At 66.4% G+C, this 19,423-nt stretch carries 13 protein-coding genes and 1 riboswitch; of the genes, 4 read left to right on the top strand and 9 right to left on the bottom strand.

The window, feature by feature from the left end:
• Window positions 1–256 precede the first annotated feature (256 nt).
• Window positions 257–1,798 carry a glycoside hydrolase family 19 protein gene (locus ABE464_RS09650; RefSeq protein WP_346471768.1) on the top strand — a complete coding sequence of 514 codons (1,542 nt, stop codon included), beginning with the start codon at window positions 257–259 and terminating at the stop codon, window positions 1,796–1,798.
• Window positions 1,799–1,844: 46 nt separating this feature from the next.
• Here ABE464_RS09650 and ABE464_RS09645 read toward each other — a convergent pair whose 3' ends face one another.
• Complete coding sequence (locus ABE464_RS09645) at window positions 1,845–2,231, bottom strand: hypothetical protein (protein WP_346471767.1); 387 nt, start codon at window positions 2,229–2,231, stop codon at window positions 1,845–1,847.
• A 103-nt stretch (window positions 2,232–2,334) separates the two neighbouring features.
• The gene (locus ABE464_RS09640; RefSeq protein WP_346471766.1) at window positions 2,335–3,558 is read right to left on the bottom strand and encodes a multidrug effflux MFS transporter; all 1,224 of its coding nucleotides are present in this window, start codon (window positions 3,556–3,558) and stop codon (window positions 2,335–2,337) included.
• Between the two features lie 278 nt (window positions 3,559–3,836).
• Window positions 3,837–3,938, top strand: a riboswitch (glycine riboswitch).
• Between the two features lie 88 nt (window positions 3,939–4,026).
• Here ABE464_RS09640 and gcvP point away from each other — a divergent pair.
• The gene (gene gcvP, locus ABE464_RS09635) at window positions 4,027–6,906 is read left to right on the top strand and encodes an aminomethyl-transferring glycine dehydrogenase (RefSeq protein ID WP_346471765.1); all 2,880 of its coding nucleotides are present in this window, start codon (window positions 4,027–4,029) and stop codon (window positions 6,904–6,906) included.
• A 724-nt stretch (window positions 6,907–7,630) separates the two neighbouring features.
• Here gcvP and ABE464_RS09630 read toward each other — a convergent pair.
• Both ABE464_RS09630 and ABE464_RS09625 read right to left on the bottom strand, forming a co-directional pair.
• Complete coding sequence (locus ABE464_RS09630) at window positions 7,631–9,028, bottom strand: amino acid permease (RefSeq protein ID WP_346472007.1); 1,398 nt, start codon at window positions 9,026–9,028, stop codon at window positions 7,631–7,633.
• 75 nt (window positions 9,029–9,103) lie between these two features.
• Window positions 9,104–9,814 (bottom strand): AraC family transcriptional regulator, encoded by a 711-nt coding sequence (locus ABE464_RS09625; RefSeq protein ID WP_346471764.1) that lies wholly within the window; start codon window positions 9,812–9,814, stop codon window positions 9,104–9,106.
• Window positions 9,815–9,995: 181 nt separating this feature from the next.
• On the opposite strand from ABE464_RS09625, the gene ABE464_RS09620 reads away from it, so the two are divergent.
• Window positions 9,996–12,086 carry a catalase gene (locus ABE464_RS09620; protein ID WP_346471763.1) on the top strand — a complete coding sequence of 697 codons (2,091 nt, stop codon included), beginning with the start codon at window positions 9,996–9,998 and terminating at the stop codon, window positions 12,084–12,086.
• Window positions 12,087–12,112: 26 nt separating this feature from the next.
• On the opposite strand, the gene ABE464_RS09615 is transcribed toward ABE464_RS09620, so the two are convergent.
• The 4 genes from ABE464_RS09615 to ABE464_RS09600 form a co-directional block, all read right to left on the bottom strand.
• Window positions 12,113–12,907 (bottom strand): hypothetical protein, encoded by a 795-nt coding sequence (locus ABE464_RS09615; protein WP_346471762.1) that lies wholly within the window; start codon window positions 12,905–12,907, stop codon window positions 12,113–12,115.
• A gap of 93 nt (window positions 12,908–13,000) precedes the next feature.
• A complete protein-coding gene (locus ABE464_RS09610; protein WP_346471761.1) occupies window positions 13,001–14,266 on the bottom strand; it encodes a HAMP domain-containing sensor histidine kinase in 1,266 nt (421 codons plus the stop codon).
• Window positions 14,263–14,949, bottom strand: coding sequence for a response regulator transcription factor (locus ABE464_RS09605; protein WP_346471760.1), 687 nt, complete (start codon window positions 14,947–14,949; stop codon window positions 14,263–14,265). The genes ABE464_RS09610 and ABE464_RS09605 overlap by 4 nt, the downstream gene beginning before the upstream one ends.
• Before the next feature lie 4 nt (window positions 14,950–14,953).
• Window positions 14,954–16,081: a DJ-1/PfpI family protein gene (locus tag ABE464_RS09600; RefSeq protein ID WP_346471759.1), complete on the bottom strand. Its 1,128-nt coding sequence runs from the start codon at window positions 16,079–16,081 to the stop codon at window positions 14,954–14,956.
• A 190-nt stretch (window positions 16,082–16,271) separates the two neighbouring features.
• Between ABE464_RS09600 and ABE464_RS09595 the strand changes: the two genes are divergently transcribed.
• A complete protein-coding gene (locus ABE464_RS09595) occupies window positions 16,272–17,132 on the top strand; it encodes a PA4780 family RIO1-like protein kinase (RefSeq protein WP_346471758.1) in 861 nt (286 codons plus the stop codon).
• 90 nt (window positions 17,133–17,222) lie between these two features.
• On the opposite strand, the gene ABE464_RS09590 is transcribed toward ABE464_RS09595, so the two are convergent.
• Window positions 17,223–19,355 carry a methyl-accepting chemotaxis protein gene (locus tag ABE464_RS09590; RefSeq protein ID WP_346471757.1) on the bottom strand — a complete coding sequence of 711 codons (2,133 nt, stop codon included), beginning with the start codon at window positions 19,353–19,355 and terminating at the stop codon, window positions 17,223–17,225.
• Window positions 19,356–19,423: the final 68 nt, after the last annotated feature.

Here is a 19,423-nt window from a genome sequence, read left to right as displayed (position 1 = left end):
TAGGAAAAAGCCGGCAGCGATGTCGGCTTTTTTACTGTTCGCAGGTCGGAAAATGCTGTGTTCAGCGCATAGCGTGAGGCAGTTCACACTGGAAATGGGTATGCAAACGCGGGCGGGCGTGAGGTGAACGGTGACGCACTGCGTCGATCGGAACAGATCCAGTTCAAGGTTCTGCAGGTAGGTGCCAAATACGTCATCTCGCAGGGTGGAGCCACCGCTACCGTCGTGACTCGTTCCCCTTCTTCATGGACATCCGATGGAACATCGAACGTTGTTGGCCACTGCCGTCATGGCTGTACTGGCCTCCGCTTCCGCCGCCGTCACCGCACACGCTGGCAACGTGCTGCCCACCGTCACCAGACACGCTGCCGCTGGCACCGATTCCCGCGCGATGTTGACCCGCGCCCTGCCCGCCGTCGCAGATACCTACGATCCCAGCCAGAGCTACAGCGGCGGCTGCGTGGTGATCTTCGATGGGCGCTACTACCAGGCAAAATGGTGGGCCAACGTGGGTGAATCGCCGGCAGCGATCGATCCTGCACAGCCGTGGCTCTCGCCGTGGGAAGAAGTTGCCGAGACGGCGCCCGGCTGCGGCGGTGGCCCGGTCGACCCGGTGGACCCCGTCGATCCGGAGCCGTTGGAACCGGTGGAAATCCCGCTGAGCAAGCTGCTGGGCGACGAAGTCCGGCTGACCGACTTTCCGCTGATGCAACAGACGCTGCAGTCCATCCGCACATTGCCCAATGCGCAGGTCGAGCTGGTCGAACCGCTGCGCGCGGCCAACCCGGTGAACGTTCGCCGGGTTGAATCGCTGCTGGATGCCGCGCAGTTCGACTTCATTTTCCCGATGCGGGCGCCGGAATACAGCTACCGAGGCTTCCTCCAGGCATTCGCCAAGTTCCCGGCGATCTGCGCCACCTACACCGATGGCCGCGACTCCGACGCCATCTGCCGCAAAACGCTGGCGACGATGGTGGCGCACTTCGCGCAGGAAACCGGCGGTCACGATGCACACAGCCCGATTCCCGAGTGGCGTCAGGCACTGGTGCATGTGCGTGAGATGGGCTGGAACGAGGAAACCCCGGATGGTTACGCAGGCGAATGCAACCCGGCCACCTGGCAGGGTCAGACCTGGCCGTGTGGCGTGTTCGAGAGCGGCCCCCATGCCGGCCGCTTCAAGAGCTACTTCGGGCGCGGTGCCAAGCAGTTGTCCTACAACTACAACTACGGCCCGTTCTCCGATGCGATGTTCGGTACGGTACGCACACTGCTGGACCGTCCGGATCTGGTCGCCGATACCTGGTTGAACCTGGCCAGTGCCGCGTTCTTCTACATGTACCCGCAGCCGCCCAAACCCTCGATGATGCATGTGATCGACGGGACGTGGCAGCCCAACGCGCACGATATCGCCAATGGCCTGGTGCCCGGCTTCGGCGTGACCACGCAGATCATCAATGGCGGCGTGGAATGTGGCGGCAGCGGCGAGCATCTGCAGTCGCAGAACCGGATCAAGTATTACCGGGCGGCCGCTGACCACTTCAACGTGCCGGTACCGGGCAATGAAGTGCTGGGCTGCAAGGGGATGAAGCAGTTCGATGAAAGCGGCGCTGGCGCGCTGCCGATCTACTGGGAAGAGAACTACGACTGGCACGAAGGCAACGTTGGCGGCAAGAGCTACCAGTGCAAGCTGGTGACGTACCAGACGCCCTACTCGGCGCTCAAGCCGGCCGATTACGTGAAGTGCGTGATCGACAAGTTCCCGAATGTGGATGTCATCGACGACCTTCGCGGTCGCTGATCAACGACGGGGTGACGCAGTTGCGTCGCCCCGTTTTTGTTCACCCCTACGACGCCGGCTTCAACTGGGCGGCCAGTTCCACCTTGAACTGTTCGAAATCCATACCGTCGGCCTTGGCCTCGGCATGCGCGGCATCCTTGAGCGCATCGGAATAGACCAGGCGCACCGGCGTGCCTTGGCGCTCGTGCAGCTCTGCGGCCTGCATGATCAGGGCCAGTACCCGCGCCGCGCTGGGCGTCTGTCCGGCGATGCGGCCATCCATCCCCAGCACCCATTCGCCGTCGCGGCGGACGATGCCGGCCAGCAGCGTGCGCTGCTGATCGCGCAGCTCTGCATGCGGCTCAACCGGCGGCGTAGCAGCCTGCTCGCGGTTGGCGGCCTGGGTTTCACGGCGCCGGCGGATGTCGCGGCGCAGTTTGGAGGTGGTCGACATGGCAAATCCGGACTGCGTCAAAGCGTCAAGGATACCGCACAGGCCAGGGTGGGCCTGTCTCCGCCCCGCTTTGTGGCTGTGCGGGCAGGGCCGAGCATGGGCATCACTCGATGGGCGTCAGCACGGCGCGGCGGCGCTCGCAATACCGTTCCCAGTACCAGAACGAGCCGCCCAGCGCGAAGAAGCCCATGTAGCCCAACGCCAGATGCACCGGGCTGCTGCTGAGCATGGGCGAGACCACCCCGGCCACGACGGTGTTGATCATCAGCTGGATGAACATCTGCATCGAAGACGCCAGGCCGCGCTGGTGCGGGTACATGTCCAGTACCGCCAGCGCCAGCACCGGGAAGATCAGCGCCATGCCCACGCCGCCCAGGAAGATCGGCATCACCGCCCACGGCAGCGCGATCTGCTGCACCGACAGCACATAGGTGATGTTGAGCACGGCCGACAGTGCGCACAGGCCGAACCCGATCGCGATCTGCCGTTGCGGCAGGATCCGCCCGGCCATGCGCCCGGACAGGAACGAGCCCATCGTCATGCCGCCGATGGTTGGAATGAACAACCAGGCAAACCCGCCCTCGCCCAGCTTGAGGTGCTGCATCACCAGTACCGGCGCCGAGGCGATGTACAGGAAAATGCCGGAGAAATTCAGCGCGCCGGCGGCCGAAAGCCGCAGCAGGCGCGCGTTGGAGCCCATGCGGGCATAGCTGCGCAGCAGTTCACGCATCGACAATGGCGTGCGCGCCTCGACCGGATGGGTTTCCGGCAGCCACTTGCCCGTGGCCAGCAGCAGGACCACACCGAACAGCACCAGGAACCAGAAGATCAGTGGCCAGTCGCCGCCGCCGAGCAGGATCCAGCCACCGATGATCGGGGCGATCGCCGGGGCCACGCCGAAGATCATCGAGACCTGGCTCATCAAGCGCTGCGCGTCGGCACCGTGGTACAGATCACGGATCACGGCGCGGCCGACGATCACACCCACACCCGCGGTCACGCCCTGCAGCGCGCGGAACACCAGCAACGTGGTCATGTCCCGCGACAGCGCGCAGCCGATCGAGGCGCCGATGAACAACACCAGCCCGCCGATGATCACCCGCTTGCGGCCGAACGCATCGGACAGCGGGCCGTGCGCCAGGCTCATCAGGCCATAGAACAACAGGTACACGCTGATGGTCTGCTGCACCGCGACCTGGTCCACCTGCATGCGCTCGCCCAGCAGCAGGAAGGCCGGGAAAATGGTGTCGATCGAGAACGGACCGAACATCGCCAAGCCTGCGAGCAGCAGGGCCAGGCGGCGGGTCGAGGGTGAGGCGGGCGTCATGCGGGCTTCCGTCAGCGGCCATGCGCAATGCACGGCGGGCGCCAGCCCGGGAGGGCGGCGCCAGATGAATACGAGGATCCGGAGATGATAGGCCTTTGCGCCCCCCGGCACCATGCCCGGGGGCCCATTCTGCCGCCCGTGCGGCCCCGTATTCATGTGCCGGAAAGGCCCAGTGGCCGAAAGGGCTGGGCTATAATCGCCGGGCTACATGGTGGGAGAAGCGGACACCCGCTGCCGAAGGCGCAACGCCCGTAATCGCTCAGGCCCGATACCACCCGCATCAAAACTCTGGAGAGACCGGCGAATGCCGGCGCCGAAGGGGCACGAAGCACGCAGATGCGTGCTTTTAAACTCTCAGGCAAAAGGACAGAGGGGCACCCAGGAAGACCGCAAGGTCCGGTGGATCGCTGTCGCCCGCGACGCGCACCGGCCCGGCCGCCTTCCGAACGTGCGTGCCCACTCTTCCGGATGCCAGCCATGTCCCAGAACACCCCCTCCCTGCGCGAGCTTGAACACAGTCACGCGTTCGTCGAACGCCATATCGGCCCCAATGACGCCGAAATCTCGCAGATGCTCGACGTGGTCGGCCACGCCTCGCTGGACGCGCTGACCGATGCGATCGTCCCGGCCGGGATCAAGTCGCCGGCACCGCTGGACCTGCCCGAGTCGCTGACCGAAGTGCAGGCGCTGGCCAAGATCCGCGCCATCGCCGACAAGAACCAGGTGTTCCGCACCTTCATCGGCCAGGGCTACTACGGCACGCTCACCCCGAATGTCATCCTGCGCAACGTGCTGGAAAACCCGGCGTGGTACACCGCCTACACCCCGTACCAGGCCGAGATTTCGCAGGGCCGCATGGAAGCGCTGATCAACTTCCAGACGCTGTGCGCCGACCTCACCGGCATGGAAATCGCCAACGCCTCGCTGCTGGATGAAGCCACCGCTGCAGCCGAAGCGATGACGCTGGCCAAGCGCTCGGCCAAGTCGAAGTCCGATACCTTCTTCGTGCACGACGCCGTTCACCCGCAGACGCTGGAACTGCTGCGCACCCGCGCCGAGCCGATGGGCATCGTGCTGCGCGTGGGCACCCCGGCCGAGGCAATGGAAGCCGAAGCCTACGGCGTGTTGCTGCAGTACCCGGATACGTTCGGCCATATTGGTGATTACAAGGCGCTGGCCGATGCCGTGCACGCGCGTGGCGGCCTGGTCGCCGTGGCCACCGATCTGCTCGCACTGACCCTGATCGCCGCACCCGGCGAATGGGGCGCGGACATCGTGGTCGGCAACTCGCAGCGCTTCGGCGTGCCGTTCGGCTTCGGTGGCCCGCACGCCGCCTTCATGGCCTGCCGCGATGCGTACAAGCGCTCGATGCCGGGCCGCCTGATCGGTGTCTCGGTCGATGCGCAGGGCAATGCCGCCTACCGCCTGACCCTTCAGACCCGCGAGCAGCACATCCGCCGCGAGAAGGCGACCTCCAACATCTGCACCGCCCAGGTGCTGCTGGCGGTGATGGCCTCCATGTACGCCGTGTACCACGGCCCGGAAGGCCTGACCCGCATCGCCCGCCGTACCCACCGCCTGGCCGCGATCCTGGCCGCGGCACTGCGCGGTGCCGGCGTCAACGTCGGCGAGCACTTCTTTGACACCCTGCACGTGAAGGACATCGACGCCAAGGCGATCCATGCCAAGGCTGCGGCTGCGCGCATTAACCTGCGTGCGATCGACAGCGATGCGGTCGGCATCAGCCTGGACGAAACCGCCACCCGCGCCGACATCATCGCGCTCGGCCAGCTGTTCGGTGCCACGGTCGACGTGGATGCCCTCGACGTCGCCACCGCCGATGCGCTGCCGGCCGATCTGGTCCGCACCAGCGACTTCCTGACCCACCCGGTGTTCAACACCCACCACAGCGAACACGAACTGCTGCGTTACCTGCGTTCGCTGGCCGACAAGGATCTGGCGATGGATCGCACCATGATCCCGCTGGGCAGCTGCACCATGAAGCTCAACGCCACCGCCGAGATGATCCCGGTGACCTGGCCGGAGTTCGCCAACATCCATCCGCTGGCCCCGGCCGACCAGGCCACCGGCTACAAGGAACTGATCGACGGTCTGGAAGCGATGCTGGTCGAATGCACCGGCTATGACGCGGTCAGCCTGCAGCCGAATTCCGGCGCGCAGGGCGAGTACGCCGGCCTGCTGGCGATCCGCGCCTACCACCGCTCGCGCGGCGAAGGCCATCGCGACGTCTGCCTGATCCCGGATTCGGCGCACGGCACCAACCCGGCCTCGGCACAGATGTGCGGCATGAAGGTCGTGGTGACCAAGACCGATGCCAACGGCAACGTCGACCTGGACGACATCCGCATCAACGCGGAGAAGTACAGCGATCGCCTGGCCGCGCTGATGATCACCTACCCGTCCACGCACGGCGTTTTCGAGGAAGAGGTGGTGGAGATCTGCGAGATCGTGCACAAGCACGGCGGCCAGGTGTACACCGACGGCGCCAACATGAACGCCCTGGTCGGCGTGGCCAAGCCCGGCAAGTGGGGCTCGGACGTCTCGCACCTGAACCTGCACAAGACCTTCTGTATCCCGCACGGCGGCGGCGGCCCGGGCGTCGGCCCGTGTGCGGTCAAGTCGCACCTCGCCCCGTTCCTGCCGAAGGTGCTGGGCGGCGAAGGCGATGTCGGCATGGTCAGCGCGGCCAGCTTCGGCAGCGCCTCGATCCTGCCGATCAGCTGGATGTACATCACGCTGATGGGCACCGCCGGCCTGCGCAAGGCAACCCAGGTGGCCCTGCTCAACGCCAACTACATCGCCAAACGCCTGGCCCCGCACTTCAAGACGCTGTACACCGGCCGCAACGGTCTGGTCGCGCACGAGTGCATCCTGGATGTGCGTCCGCTGGAGAAGACCTCGGGCATCGGCGCCGAGGACGTGGCCAAGCGCCTGATCGATTTCGGCTTCCACGCCCCGACCCTGAGCTTCCCGGTCGCCGGCACGCTGATGGTGGAACCGACCGAGAGCGAATCGCTGCACGAGCTGGATCGCTTCATCAACGCGATGATCCAGATCCGCGAGGAGATCGCGGCAATCGAAGACGGCCGCCTGGACCGTGAGGACAACCCTCTCAAGCACGCCCCGCATACCGCCACGGCGGTCTCGGCCAGCGAGTGGGCCCACGCCTACCCGCGCGAGCTGGCGGCCTTCCCGCTGGCCAGCCTGCGCCAGCAGAAGTACTGGCCGCCGGTGGCACGCGTGGACAACGTCTACGGCGACAAGAACGTGATGTGCGCCTGCATCCCGGTCGATGCGTACAAGGAAGACGAGGGCGTGGAGGTCTAAGCCTCCCTGCCCTGACGCAACAGCAGACGGCCCGCGCAAGCGGGCCGTTTTTTGTGTTGCTTCATGCCCCCCCAATCTGGCGCACCGGCCGAGCTCAACGTCGGCGAGATGCTGTGGCATGGCAGGGGTGTGCGGGTCCGCGGGACACGCCGTAAATCCGTCCCTGGAGGCTCGTGAGCGGCATCCATGCCGCTCCAACGGTCCCGCCAACCCACACACCCCCGCCCTCGACAGTGGGTCGGCTACCTCTGAAAAAGCAAACGCAATCGCCGTGCAGCGGAGGCGAGCACTAACACCTCATGCACTCATCGGATGACTGTCCATAGCATCAGCATGGGCGCCCAACGTTCAATGCTAAGTGCTAAGTGCTAAGTGCTAAGTGCTAAGTGCTACTGCTAGTACGCAGTGCGTATCCAGTGTCGAACTTTGAGCTTTGAGCGTTGGGTTGTGTTGCCAGTTGCCAGCATCAGTGCATCCAACAGCCCGGCATCAGCTTGGCAGCGTTCTGCGTTGTGCTTTTGACTTCCCATTGCCCACCAGCCCCCTGTCAGGGGGTGGGCACGGGTGGGTTGGCGGGACCGTATGCCGCCATGGATGGCGGCATACGAGCTTACAAGGACGTACTTGCAGCGGGTCCCGACAACCCACCCGTGCCCGCCCAGTCAAGCGGAGGCCCGAATCTACGGCTGTTGGCTGTTGGCTGTTGGCTGTTGGCTGTCGAACGTCAGCCGTCCCGACCACCACGCACCCGGCGCGCAATCTCACTGCTCGCCGCAATCACCGCCGTCAGCGCCGCCATCGACAGGAACTGCAACCGCGTGTGCGACTCGGAAAGCAGCAGACCGAAAATCAACGCCAACACCCCCAACCCGATCACCGTCAGATACGGATACCCCGCCATCCGGAACGGCAACCGCGTCCCCTCCCGATTCGCCCGATGACGCAGAATCAACTGCGACAACAACGAAATCGTCCACACCAGAAGACACGTCGAACCCACGATATTGAGCAGCACCGGCAACACCTTGTCCGGGAACACCAGCTCCATCACCGTCGCCGCAAAACCGAACAGCACACTGGCCAGCACCGCGATGATCGGCACCTGGCGCGGATCGGTCCACCCAAGCACCGCCGGCGCCTCACGGCGCTGCGCCAGCGAATACATCATCCGCGACGCACCATAGAGATTGGCGTTCAGCGCCGACAGCAGCGCGATCACCGCGATCAGCGTGATCGCCGTCGCCGCGCCCGGAATCTTGGCAGCTTCCAGCACGGCAGCGAACGGCGACTTCAGCGCCTCGCTCGTCCACGGCACCACCGCGATGATCACGCTCAGCGAACCGATGTAGAACACCAGGATGCGCCAGGCCACGGTGCGGATCGCGCGGGCGATGCTACGCTCGGGATCCTCGGTTTCGGCCGCGGCCACCGCCACGATCTCGGTGCCGCCAAAGGCGAACACCACCACCAGCAGCGCCGCACCGATACCGGCCAGCCCCTTCGGCATGAAACCGCCGTGCTCGGTGAAGTTGCGCAGGCCGGGCGAAGTGACCTCCGGCAGCCAGCCCATCAACAGGGCCACGCCGATCAGGATGAAGCCGACGATCGCGGCGACTTTGAGGATCGCAAACCAGAATTCGAACTCGCCGAAGTTCTTCACCCCGAGCAGGTTGATCGCGGTGAAGAACAGCATGAAGGCCAGCGCCGCCATCGGCACCGGAATGGCCGGCCAGACGGTGGCGAGCAGCCCGGCCGCGCCCACCGCCTCGGCGGCGATCACGATCACCAGCTGCACCCACCACAGCCACCCCACGGTCGCGCCGGCGGTGGCGCCCATGGCATCGGCGGCATACACCGAAAACGCACCGCTGGTCGGCTTGGCCGCGGCCATTTCGCCGAGCGCGTTCATCACGATGATCACCAGCGCGCCGGCGACCAGATAGGACAGCAGCACCGCCGGGCCGGCGGCCTGGACGCCCACACCGGAGCCGAGGAACAGGCCAGCGCCGATCGCGCTGCCCAGGCCCATCATGATCAGCTGGCGGGGTTTGAGCGCGTGACCCAGGCGGGTATCGGCGGGCGGAGTGGCAGGAGCCGGAGTCTGGGATGCGGGCATCGGAATCGATTGGCGGGCAACAAGTGCGTCACCATACCCTGTCGGCCGCGCGGCGGCATAGGCCACAAGCCCCACCCCGCCTCAGGCAGCGGCGCGCTCGCCGATCTGGACGCGGTAGGCGCGTGGCGACAGCCCGACCTCGGCCTTGAACTTGCGGGTGAACGCGCTCTGGTCGGTGAACCCGCAGGCCTGGCCGATGCTGGCGATGCTGTCCGGGCCATGCAGCAGGTGCACCGCCATCTGGATGCGCAGCCGGGTCAGCACCTGCTGCGGGGTCATCTGGAACACCTTGCGGAAGGTGCGCTCCAGTTTGGACAACGAGAAGCCGGTGATGTCGAGCAGGGTCTGCATGCGCACGTTCTCGGCGTAATGCGCATTCAGATGCGCCAGCGCGAGGCGAAGCTGTTCGTACTGCGTACCCAGGCTGTCCTTCTGGCCCAGGTCGCGGGAGATACCGATCAATCCGCGGATCTGCCCGTCCACCAGCAGCGGCCGCTTGCAGGTCAGGCACCAGCCCGGTTCGCGGTTGGCGAACAGGTGCAGCTCCATCAGGTTCTCGATGACCTTGCCGGCCAGCACCTGCTCGTCCTGGGTGGCGTAATCGGCCCCCAGACCGGTCGGGTAGATCTCTGCGGCAGTGCGTCCGATCACATCCTTGCGGGATTTCAGCCCCAACCGCCGCAGCATGGTCTGGTTGATGTGCGTATAGCGCCCGTCGCAGTCCTTCATGAAGAACAGGACGTCGGGGATGGCATCAAACAGGGCTTCGATGTCGGCGGGTTCAACGCGCATGCGGCTGGGAAAGACGGAGGGACACGCGGGCAAGGATACCCGCCCGGGCGCCGCCGACCCAGCGCCGAGGCGCCGCATGTGAAGCGCGGGTGCAAGCAGCGCCGCGTTTTCGCACCCTCGATTAACGCCCCGGCGGCCAGTGTGAGGTCATCCCCTTCCCGCCAGCTCCCGGAGTCGCCTCATGGCCGCCAGCAAGAAAAGCACGAAGAACGCCCCAGCACCTGCCACCGATGTCCGTGGCGAAGGGGATGAACTGCACCAGCGTGCGGGCAATGGCCATCCCGTGCTGACCACCAACCAGGGCATCCCGGTCGGTGACAACCAGAACTCGCTGCGCGCGACGCCGCGCGGGCCCACGTTGCTGGAAGACTTCATCCTGCGCGAGAAGATTACCCACTTCGATCATGAGCGCATCCCCGAACGCATCGTGCATGCACGCGGCAGTGCAGCGCACGGCTACTTCGAGCTGACCCGCTCGCTTGGCGAGTACACCCGGGCCCGGATCCTCAGCGAGGTCGGCGTGCGCACCCCGTTGTTCACCCGCTTCTCCACCGTGGCCGGCGGCGCCGGTTCGGTCGATACCCCCCGGGATGTGCGCGGTTTTGCGGTGAAGTTCTACACCAAGGAAGGCAACTGGGATCTGGTCGGCAACAACATCCCGGTGTTCTTCATCCAGGACGCGATCAAGTTCCCCGACCTGATCCATGCGGTGAAGATGGAGCCGGACCGCGCCTTCCCGCAGGCGGCCAGCGCGCACGACACCTTCTGGGATTTCGTCTCGCTGATGCCCGAATCGATGCACATGATCATGTGGGCGATGAGCGACCGCACGATTCCGCGTTCGCTGCGTACCATCGAGGGCTTCGGCATCCACAGCTTCCGGCTGATCAACGATGCGGGTGAGTCGACCTTCGTCAAGTTTCATTGGCGACCGAAGCTGGGCATCCAGTCCACCGTGTGGGACGAGGCGGTCAAGCTGCAGAGCGCGGACAACGACTTCCACCGCCGCGATCTGTTCGAGGCGATCACCGCCGGCGACTTCCCCGAGTGGGAGCTGGCCGTGCAGCTGTTCACCGAAGAACAGGCCGACGCCTTCCCGTTCGATCACCTGGATTCGACCAAGATCATTCCCGAGTCGCTGGTGCCGCTGACCGTGATCGGGCGCATGGTGCTGGACCGCTGGCCGGACAACTTCTTCGCCGAGACCGAGCAGGTCGCCTACTGCCCGGCCAACGTGCCGCCAGGCATCGACTTCAGCAACGATCCGCTGCTGCAGGGTCGCCTGTTCTCGTACCTGGATACCCAGCTCAGCCGCCTGGGCGGTCCCAACTTCCACCAGATCCCGGTGAACTCCCCCAAGTGCCCGTTCGCCAACCATCAGCGCGACGGCCACATGCAGATGAACATCCCGAAGGGACGGGTCGCCTACGATCCGAGTTCGCTGCAGGGCGACAGCCCGCGTGAGAGTGCCGACGGTTTCCCCAGTCACGCAACCGCACCGGATGACGGCCGCAAGGGGCGCGTGCGCGCGGACAGCTTTGCCGATCATTACAGCCAGGCCCGCATGTTCTTCCGCAGCCTGGAGGCGCCGGAGCAGGCGCATCTGGCCTCGGCGCTCGTGTTCGAGCTCTCCAAGGTGGAGACGGTCAAGGTGCGCGAGCGCACCGTGAGTCACCTGCGCAACATCGACGATGCACTGGCCAAGCGCGTGGCCGACGGTCTGGCGATGCCCGCGCTACCCGAGCCCGCCGCCACGCAGACCCCGGCGCAGGATTTCCCGAAGGCGCCGGAAGTGCGCATCATCGGCCGCACCAAAGACCTGCTCAAAGGCCGCTGTATCGGCATCCTGTTCGATGAGGGCTCCGATGCGGCACTGATCGCCAACCTGCGCAAAGCGGCCGACAAGGCCGGCGCCAGCGTCAAGCTGGTCGCGCCCAAGATCGGTGGCGCCAAGCTCAGTGACGGCAAGACACTGGCGGCAGACGGTCAGTTGGCAGGCACACCGTCGGTGATCTTCGATGCGGTCGCGGTGGTGCTCAGCAATGATGCTGCCAAGAAGCTCAGCAAGGAGTCCGCTGCGATCGATTTCGTCAGCGACGCCTGGGCCCATCTCAAAGCGATCGCCGCCGACGACGGTGCACAGGCGCTGCTGAAGATCGCCCGCGTCGGCAACGATGCGGGCGTGGTGGAGGCCGAGGACGCCAAGGGCTTCCTGGCCGCAGCCGCCACACGCCAGTGGGCGCGTGAGCCCAAGGTGCGCACGCTCGCCTGAGCCGTGCGCGGTGCGCCGCGCTGATCTCAGCGCGGCGCGGGGGCCGCCGGGGCCGGCTTGGGCATCGGCGCCGGCTTCACGGGGACGGCCATCGACTGCAGCCGACGGATCGAGCCGATCGGCACGGCTTCGGCACGCCGCTGCGCCGGCCACCACAGGAACACGAACGCGCTGCTGGAGCCCAGAAGCTTCGCCGTACCTGGCAGGGCCGCAGCGTCGCCAGTGAGCATCACCTGCACCGGCGTGCCACCGTGACCATCGCGGATGGCTTCGGCCTTGTTCAGCGCATACAGCGCCGCACCGATGGCCATGAAGCAGACCACGCCCATGCACATGCCGGTCAGCGGGCGGAACCCGGAAAACTCCCAGTTCATCCACGGCGATTCAGAGAACAGCATCCGCCATCCCCAATGCCGTGCACGCAGGCGCGCCACCTTGGCCGGGTTGCGCCGCCGCAGTGTTTCCGGCCCGCCCAGCAGCACCGCCAGCAGCGCGCCCAGCAGCAGGATCAGGATGTAGGCCGGATCACGCAGACCGGCAACCAGGAAGTCGCTGACCTGCAGGTAATCCAGGATCGACAGTCGGAACTTGACGTAGAAGAAATAGCTCGACCACAGCCCCAGCGCGGACAGGAACACGTACCCCGCACTCACCATCAACGCCGGTTCCTGCCGGAGCAGGCGCCAGATCACCGCGACCATCGAGTCTTCGTTGCCATGCGTGACCGGCAGCAATGACCAGTCGGTCGGTGTCTGATCCGCCGCTGGTGTCTGCGACCCGCCGCCAGCGGCCGTCGCGATGCCCTCGTCCCTGTTCCCCATGCGCCCTCCCCGTTCAGCAGAGCATCGCGCACTTTGGCGGTGGACGGAAGCGGGCGTGGCAATGGGCGGATGTGGTGCGAGAACCGCCCCGCTTCAGTGCACGCTGAAACTGGCCACCGTGGCGTGCTCGGTTCCTTCGATACGCAGGTCGATGGCGAAGCGGTCGCACAGCCGGTGCACGATCGCCAGGCCAAGCCCGAAGCCGGCACTGCCTTCGCCTTTGGCGAAAGGCCGCAGGATCGTGTCAGGGTCACCGGCCGGGGCGGTGTTGCGGATGCGCAGCCGTCCGGCCCCGACATCGATGTGCACCTCGCCTGCCCGCGTGTGCGCGAACGCATTGCCGACCAGATTGGCCAGCAGCATGTGCAGCACCGGCCCGGGCACGGTGAGGCGTACGTCACCGGGCACATCGACCCGCACCTGCACCGGCTTGCCGTCCAGCAGCGCCGCCTGTTCAATCACCACCTGTTCCAGCACCGGCAGCACCGCCAGCGGCAGCGCCTCCTGTTCAACGCTTTCTTCGCGGGCCAGGGTGAGCAGCGTGATCACGGTCTGTTCGAGCTGCCGCGCCGAGTGCTGTACATACTCCAGCTGCAGCCGTCCGGCCGCGGACAGCCCCGGTTCGTTGGCCAGCTGTTCGGTTGCGCTGCGGATCACCGCCAGCGGCGTGCGCAGCTCATGACTCGCATCGCGGGTGAAGGCATGTTCGCGGGCTACAAAGGCGCGCACCCGCCCGGTCAGGTTGTCCAGCCCCCGCGCGAGCACGCCGATTTCATCATCGGGGAAGTCGCGCGCGAACCCGATTGGCAGCCGATCCGGTGCCATCCCATCGACCAGTGCGGCCAGTCTGGACAAGGGACGTGTGGTGCGTCGTGCCAGCCACGCACCGGCCAGCACGGCAACCACCACCACGGCCAGCCCGGACCAGGCCAACAGACCCAGAATCTGGCGGCGCATCGGCCGCACCACCAGCTGCTGGCTGACCTCGGCGACCAGCCATCCTGGTGTACCGGCGCCGCCCGGCTGCAGCGCGCGCAGGTGATAGTGACGTCCCTGGGTGCCGGCGAACTCGTGCCGCCACGGCTCGGCATCGAACGCGGTTTTCAGATCAGCCGGGAACGTGGCGCTGCTCTCATGCACGGTCATGAACGTATTGCGCGGCGGCGACCAGCTGCCACTCGCGGCGCGCTGATCCAGCTGCTGCTGCGCTTCCTGTTCGAGCATCGCATCGAAGAAGCGATCCTCCACGCTGTACACGAACACCGCCACGTACAGGCCGAACAGACTGGCCACCGCCAGTGCGAACACCGCGAAGGCCAGCATCAACCGGTTGCGCAGGCGATTCACACGCGTCGTCATGCGTCGGCCTCCAGCTTGAAGCCAACATCGTGCACGGTCTTGAGCATGGGCCGATCAAACGGTTTGTCCAGGAGCTGGCGCAGCAGGTACAGGTGCGAGCGCAGCGGATCCGACGGTGGCGCCTCATCGCCCCACAACCGACGGATCAGCTCGCTGCGGGTCACCGTACGCGGCCATGCCTCGGCCAGCAGCACCAGCAGGCGATACGCGGTCTGCGGCAGCTCGAGCACCTGGCCGCTGCGGGTCACGCTGCCGCTGCGGCGATCGATTTCCAGCGAGCCGATGCGCAGCATGTGACCCTCGCGCCGCACATGCCGGTGCGCCAGCGCCAGGCACCGCGCCAGCAGTTCCTCACCGGCGAACGGTTTGACCAGATAGTCATCCGCACCAGCCTGGAAGCCGACCAGCTTGTCGGCCAACGTGTCGCGCGCGGTCAGCATCAGGATCGGGATGTGGCGGTCGGCCTGCTCGCGCAGATGGCTGCACACGCGCAGGCCATCCATGCCCGGCAGCGTCAGGTCCAGGACCAGCACCTGAGGTGGCTCATCCAGCGCCATCTGCAGGCCGCTGAGCCCATCGGCGGCGAAGGCCACGCGATGGCCGCGCGCCTCCAGCAAAGTGGCCATACCGGCGCGCAGCGCCGGGTTGTCCTCGATGACCAGGATGTGCAGGCCGTCATGCATGGCGTCAGCCTTCGATCGTGTCCTTGAGCTGCTTAGCTTCGGCCATGTCAGGGTGCGTTTCCAGCAGTTTGCCGAGCACGCTGCGCGCCTGTTCCACCTCGCCCAGCCGCCAGTGCGCCCGCGCGATGCCCAGCGGCAGCTGCGGCTCGCTCATGTACGGCGCGGCCAGCTGCATGATCGCCAGGGCGTCACGCACGGCCGCATCGTCCTGCGCGGCCTGCAGCTGGTAGTAGCCGAGCACGCCGATCAACTGGTCGTGATAGCCGGTGCGGTTGCTGGACAGCTCGCGCTTGACCGCGTCGCCCTCGCCGTCGAGCAGGCGCTGCACCAGCGCCATGCTGGCTTCATCGCGCCAAGGAGTACGGGCGACCGGGGTGCGACCGGTGGCGCGCACGATCGCCTCGGCGACCGCCGGCGTGGAGTACGGGTTCTGCCCGGTGATAAGCCGCCCGTCCACTACCAGCTTGGGCATCATCAGCGGCGCCTGCTCCCAGCGCGCGCCGCGCTCGCGCAGCGCCGTTTCGAGCAGGAATGGGAACTCCTTGGCCCAGCGCTTGCCGAACACGCCCTCCTCGGCATTGGTGAAGCCAGTCATGCGGCGCCCGGCGACCAGCAGTGATCCGTCCGCCAGCCGCACATCCACCAGTGCGGCCGGGCCGTGGCAGACGGCGGCGACCACGGCGCCTTGATCGTGCAGCGTGCCCAGCACCGTGCGCAGCGCGGCATCAGCGGGCAGATCGAACATCGCGCCCTTGCCGCCAACCACGTAGACCGCCGCATAGTCGGCCGCACGCAGGGTCGCGGTGGCGCGGGTATCGGCCAGCAACGCGGTCGCCGCCGGATCGGCCAGCACGCGCGCGTTGAAGGGCTCCTTCGGGTCGAACTTGTCGGCCTCCACCGGCCCGCCGCGTGGGCTGGCCACCTGCACGGCCAGGCCGTTGTCGCGGAAGATCAGGTAGGCCTGGGCAAACTCGTCCATCTCGAATCCGGGGCGGGTCTTGCCCTGGTCACGGCCTTCGCCGCTGACCACGATCAGTACCGTATCGGCCGCCGCGGGGCGGGCGTGGACTGCAGGGACAGCGAGCAGCAGGGCCAGAAAGGCACCGGTGCGGCGCAGCAGGGACAGCATCATGGGCAGCACTCCTTGGGAAGTGACCCCAGCCTGCCGCGCGGATGTGAAGCAGATTTCAAGCGGTCGCCTGCGTGCACACAGCTGAACAACCCGACCGCCGGACGCCGTGTCGATGGCTCCATCGGCCCGAAGATGCGAAAATCCCTCCCCCTCCAGGGCAGGCCCCGCGCCAGCCGATTCCCGAGATACCGTGAAGACCCCTCAAGGCTTGCAGGCGCTGATCGACGACGGCGTGATCGATGAAGTGCTCCGCCCGCTCAAGAGCGGCAAGGAAGCAGCGGTATACGTGGTCCGCAGCGGCGACGATGTGCGCTGCGCGAAGGTCTACAAGGACATGGCCCAGCGCAGCTTCCAGCAGCGCGTGCAGTACCAGGAAGGCCGCAAGGTCCGTGGCAGCCGCGAAGCGCGCGCCGTGGGCAAGGCCAGCAACTACGGCCGCAAGCAGCAGGAAGCGGCCTGGAAGAACACCGAGGTCGATGCGCTGTACCAGCTGCGCGATGCCGGCGTGCGCGTGCCCGAGCCGTATGGCTACTTCCACGGGGTGCTGGTGATGGAACTGGTCACCGATGCCGAAGGTTATTCCGCCGCGCGCCTGGGCGAGGTTGAACTCAGCCCGGAACAGGCCCGCGAGTTCCACCAGATCCTGGTCCGCCAGGTCGTGCGCATGCTGTGCTGCGGCCTGATCCACGGCGATCTGTCGCCGTACAACGTGCTGGTTGGCCCGGAAGGCCCGGTGGTAATCGATTTCCCGCAGGTGGTCAGTGCGGCGGGCAACAATGCCGCGCGCACGATGCTGCTGCGTGACGTCAACAACCTCACCGCGTACCTGGGCCGCTGGGCACCGGAGCTGCTGGAGACCTGGTACGGCGAGGAGATGTGGGCGCTGTTCGAGGCCGGCGATCTACTGCCGGACAGCGTGCTGACCGGCGAGTTCGTGCAGGATGAAAGCACCATCGATCTGGATGGCGTGCGCCATGCCATCAATGATGCGCGCGAAGAAGCCCTGATCCGCCAGCAGGGCCGCGAAGCCGCCGAAGAAAACGACGACTGAGCGGGCGTTGCGGCCTGATCGGCCGGTTGGTTCACATCAAAAAGCCCCGCCGAAGCGGGGCTTTTCGTCTTACTCAGCGCACACCAGCCGTCACGCTGCCTGCAGTGCCACCGGGCGGCGCAGGCCTGCTGCGGCGTTGTCCAGCTTGAACACCGCCACCGATTCGGTCAGTGCGTGGGCCTGCTGCTCCAGCGCGCGGCTGGCGGCGGTGGCTTCTTCCACCAGCGCCGCGTTCTGCTGGGTCACCTGGTCCATCTGCACGACCACCTGGTTGACCTGCTCGATGCCCGCAGCCTGTTCCTTGGTAGCCGCGGCGATGTCGCTCATCAGCTGATTGGTGCGCGAGCTGGCCTGGGTCAGGCGGGCAATCGCCGCCTCGGACTGCACGGTCACGCTCAGCCCGGTCTTGACCTTGCTGCTGGACTCGTCGATCAGGTCCTTGATCTCCTTGGCCGCCGTACCGGCGCGCTGCGCCAGCGTGCGCACCTCGGTCGCCACCACCGCGAACCCGCGCCCGTTCTCACCGGCACGGGCCGCTTCCACCGCTGCGTTCAGGGCCAGGATATTGGTCTGGAACGCGATGCCATCGATCACCGAGGAAATCTCGGAGATGCGCGCCGAGGACTGGTCGATCTCGCTCATGACGGCGGCCATCTGCGCGATGGCCTGCTCGGTCGCCTTGACCGCGGCACCGGCCGCATGGGCTTCGTGGTCGGCCTGATTGGCCAGCTCGGCGTTCTGCCGAACGGTGGAGGTCAGCTCCTCCATCGAGGCCGCGGCTTCCTCCAGATTGGCCGCCTGCTGCTCGGTGCGGCGCGACAGGTCGTTGTGGCCTGCGGCCAGTTCCTGTGCGGCATCGTTGATGCTGCCCGCCGCGCCCTGAATCTGCTGCACGATGCCGGTCAGCTGCACGGCGGTGACGGTGGCATCGTCGCGCATCTGCGCGAACACGCCTTCGTAGTGACCATCCATGCGCGAGGTCAGATCGCCGGTGGAGATCGCACGCAGCACCTGCGACAGGTCGGCGATGCTGCTCTGCGAGCTGGCCATCATCCCGTTCAACTGGGCGACCATCGCGCGGAACTGGAACTGGAAGCTGTGCTCGCTACCACGCACCGAGAAATCACCGGCGCGCGCCGCCGAAGCCAGCGTTTCGATCTGCTGGTTGATCGCCATCAGGCTGTCCTTGACGGTGGCCATGGTGGTGGTCAGCACGGCCTTTTCGCCCGGATAGCTGTCCAGATCGCGGCTCAGATCGCCGATGGCGTAGCGCTGCATCACCTCCACCATGTGGAACTCGACGGCCACGTGCGAACCGACCAGCTCATTGGTCGCGCGGATCATGCGCCCGAAATCGCCCGGGAAGGCGGCCTCGTCCATGCGGTAGCTGATGGCGCCGGCTTCATGCTGGCCGGCCATGTCCAGCTGCGCGGTGATCGCGCCCTGGACGGTCTGACGCACGGTGGCCATCGCATTGCCCAGCTGGGTGATTTCGTCGCGGCCGCCCAGGCGGAAGTCCTGCTCCAGGTCGCCCTTGGCCATGCGGGTGGCCAAGCCGACGGCGCGTGCCAGCGGGCCGGTCAAGCTGCGTCCGATCAACACCGAGGCAGTGATGCCGACCACCAGCGCGATCGCGCCCAGCACCAGCAACTGCAGGAACGTGCGCTCACCCAGCCGGATCGCCTCGGCGGCCGCCTGGCGGCTCTGCGTTTCTTCGTAGCTCACACCATCGCCGAGGGCTTTGTTCCAGGCGTTGGCTGCTTCCTGCACAGCGCCCAGCGTCAACGCGGTGGCACCGGCGAAATCGCCCTGCTTGAGCTGTTCGCTCATCTGCTTGTTGAGCGGGCGCGCGACCGCACGTGCAGCCGCGATGGCGTCGCCGATCGCCTTGTCGTCAGCATTGGTGGGCAACGCCTGGTAGGCAGTCCAGCTGGCCTCGTAACGCTTCACCAGGTTGGCGATGCGCACTTCGTCATCGGCCAGGCGATCGCCCTGGCGGATCAGCATCTCGCGGCGGACCACCATCATCTGGTTGTTGGCATCGAGCATTTCCGACAGCAGCCGGACCTTGGCCACATTGACCTCGACCACCTGCTGCATCGACTGTTTCTGTTCCGCGCTGCCGGTCGCGCCGATGGCGACGACCGCAGCCACCAGCAGCAGCAACAGGCCAAAGCCCAGGCCAAGCCGCCAGACGACGCTGACGTTCCGCAAATAATCCATGACAACTTCCAAACGTGGGGGGTGCACTGGTATCGGCCTTCCCTGGGCGGCCTTGATCCGTGGGCGTG

Origin of the sequence: Stenotrophomonas sp. TWI587, assembly GCF_039674145.1 — a bacterium.
GTDB lineage: Bacteria > Pseudomonadota > Gammaproteobacteria > Xanthomonadales > Xanthomonadaceae > Stenotrophomonas > Stenotrophomonas maltophilia_AY.
Note: the sequence above shows the minus strand (reverse complement) of the source record. Positions and strands in the feature narration are given on the sequence as shown.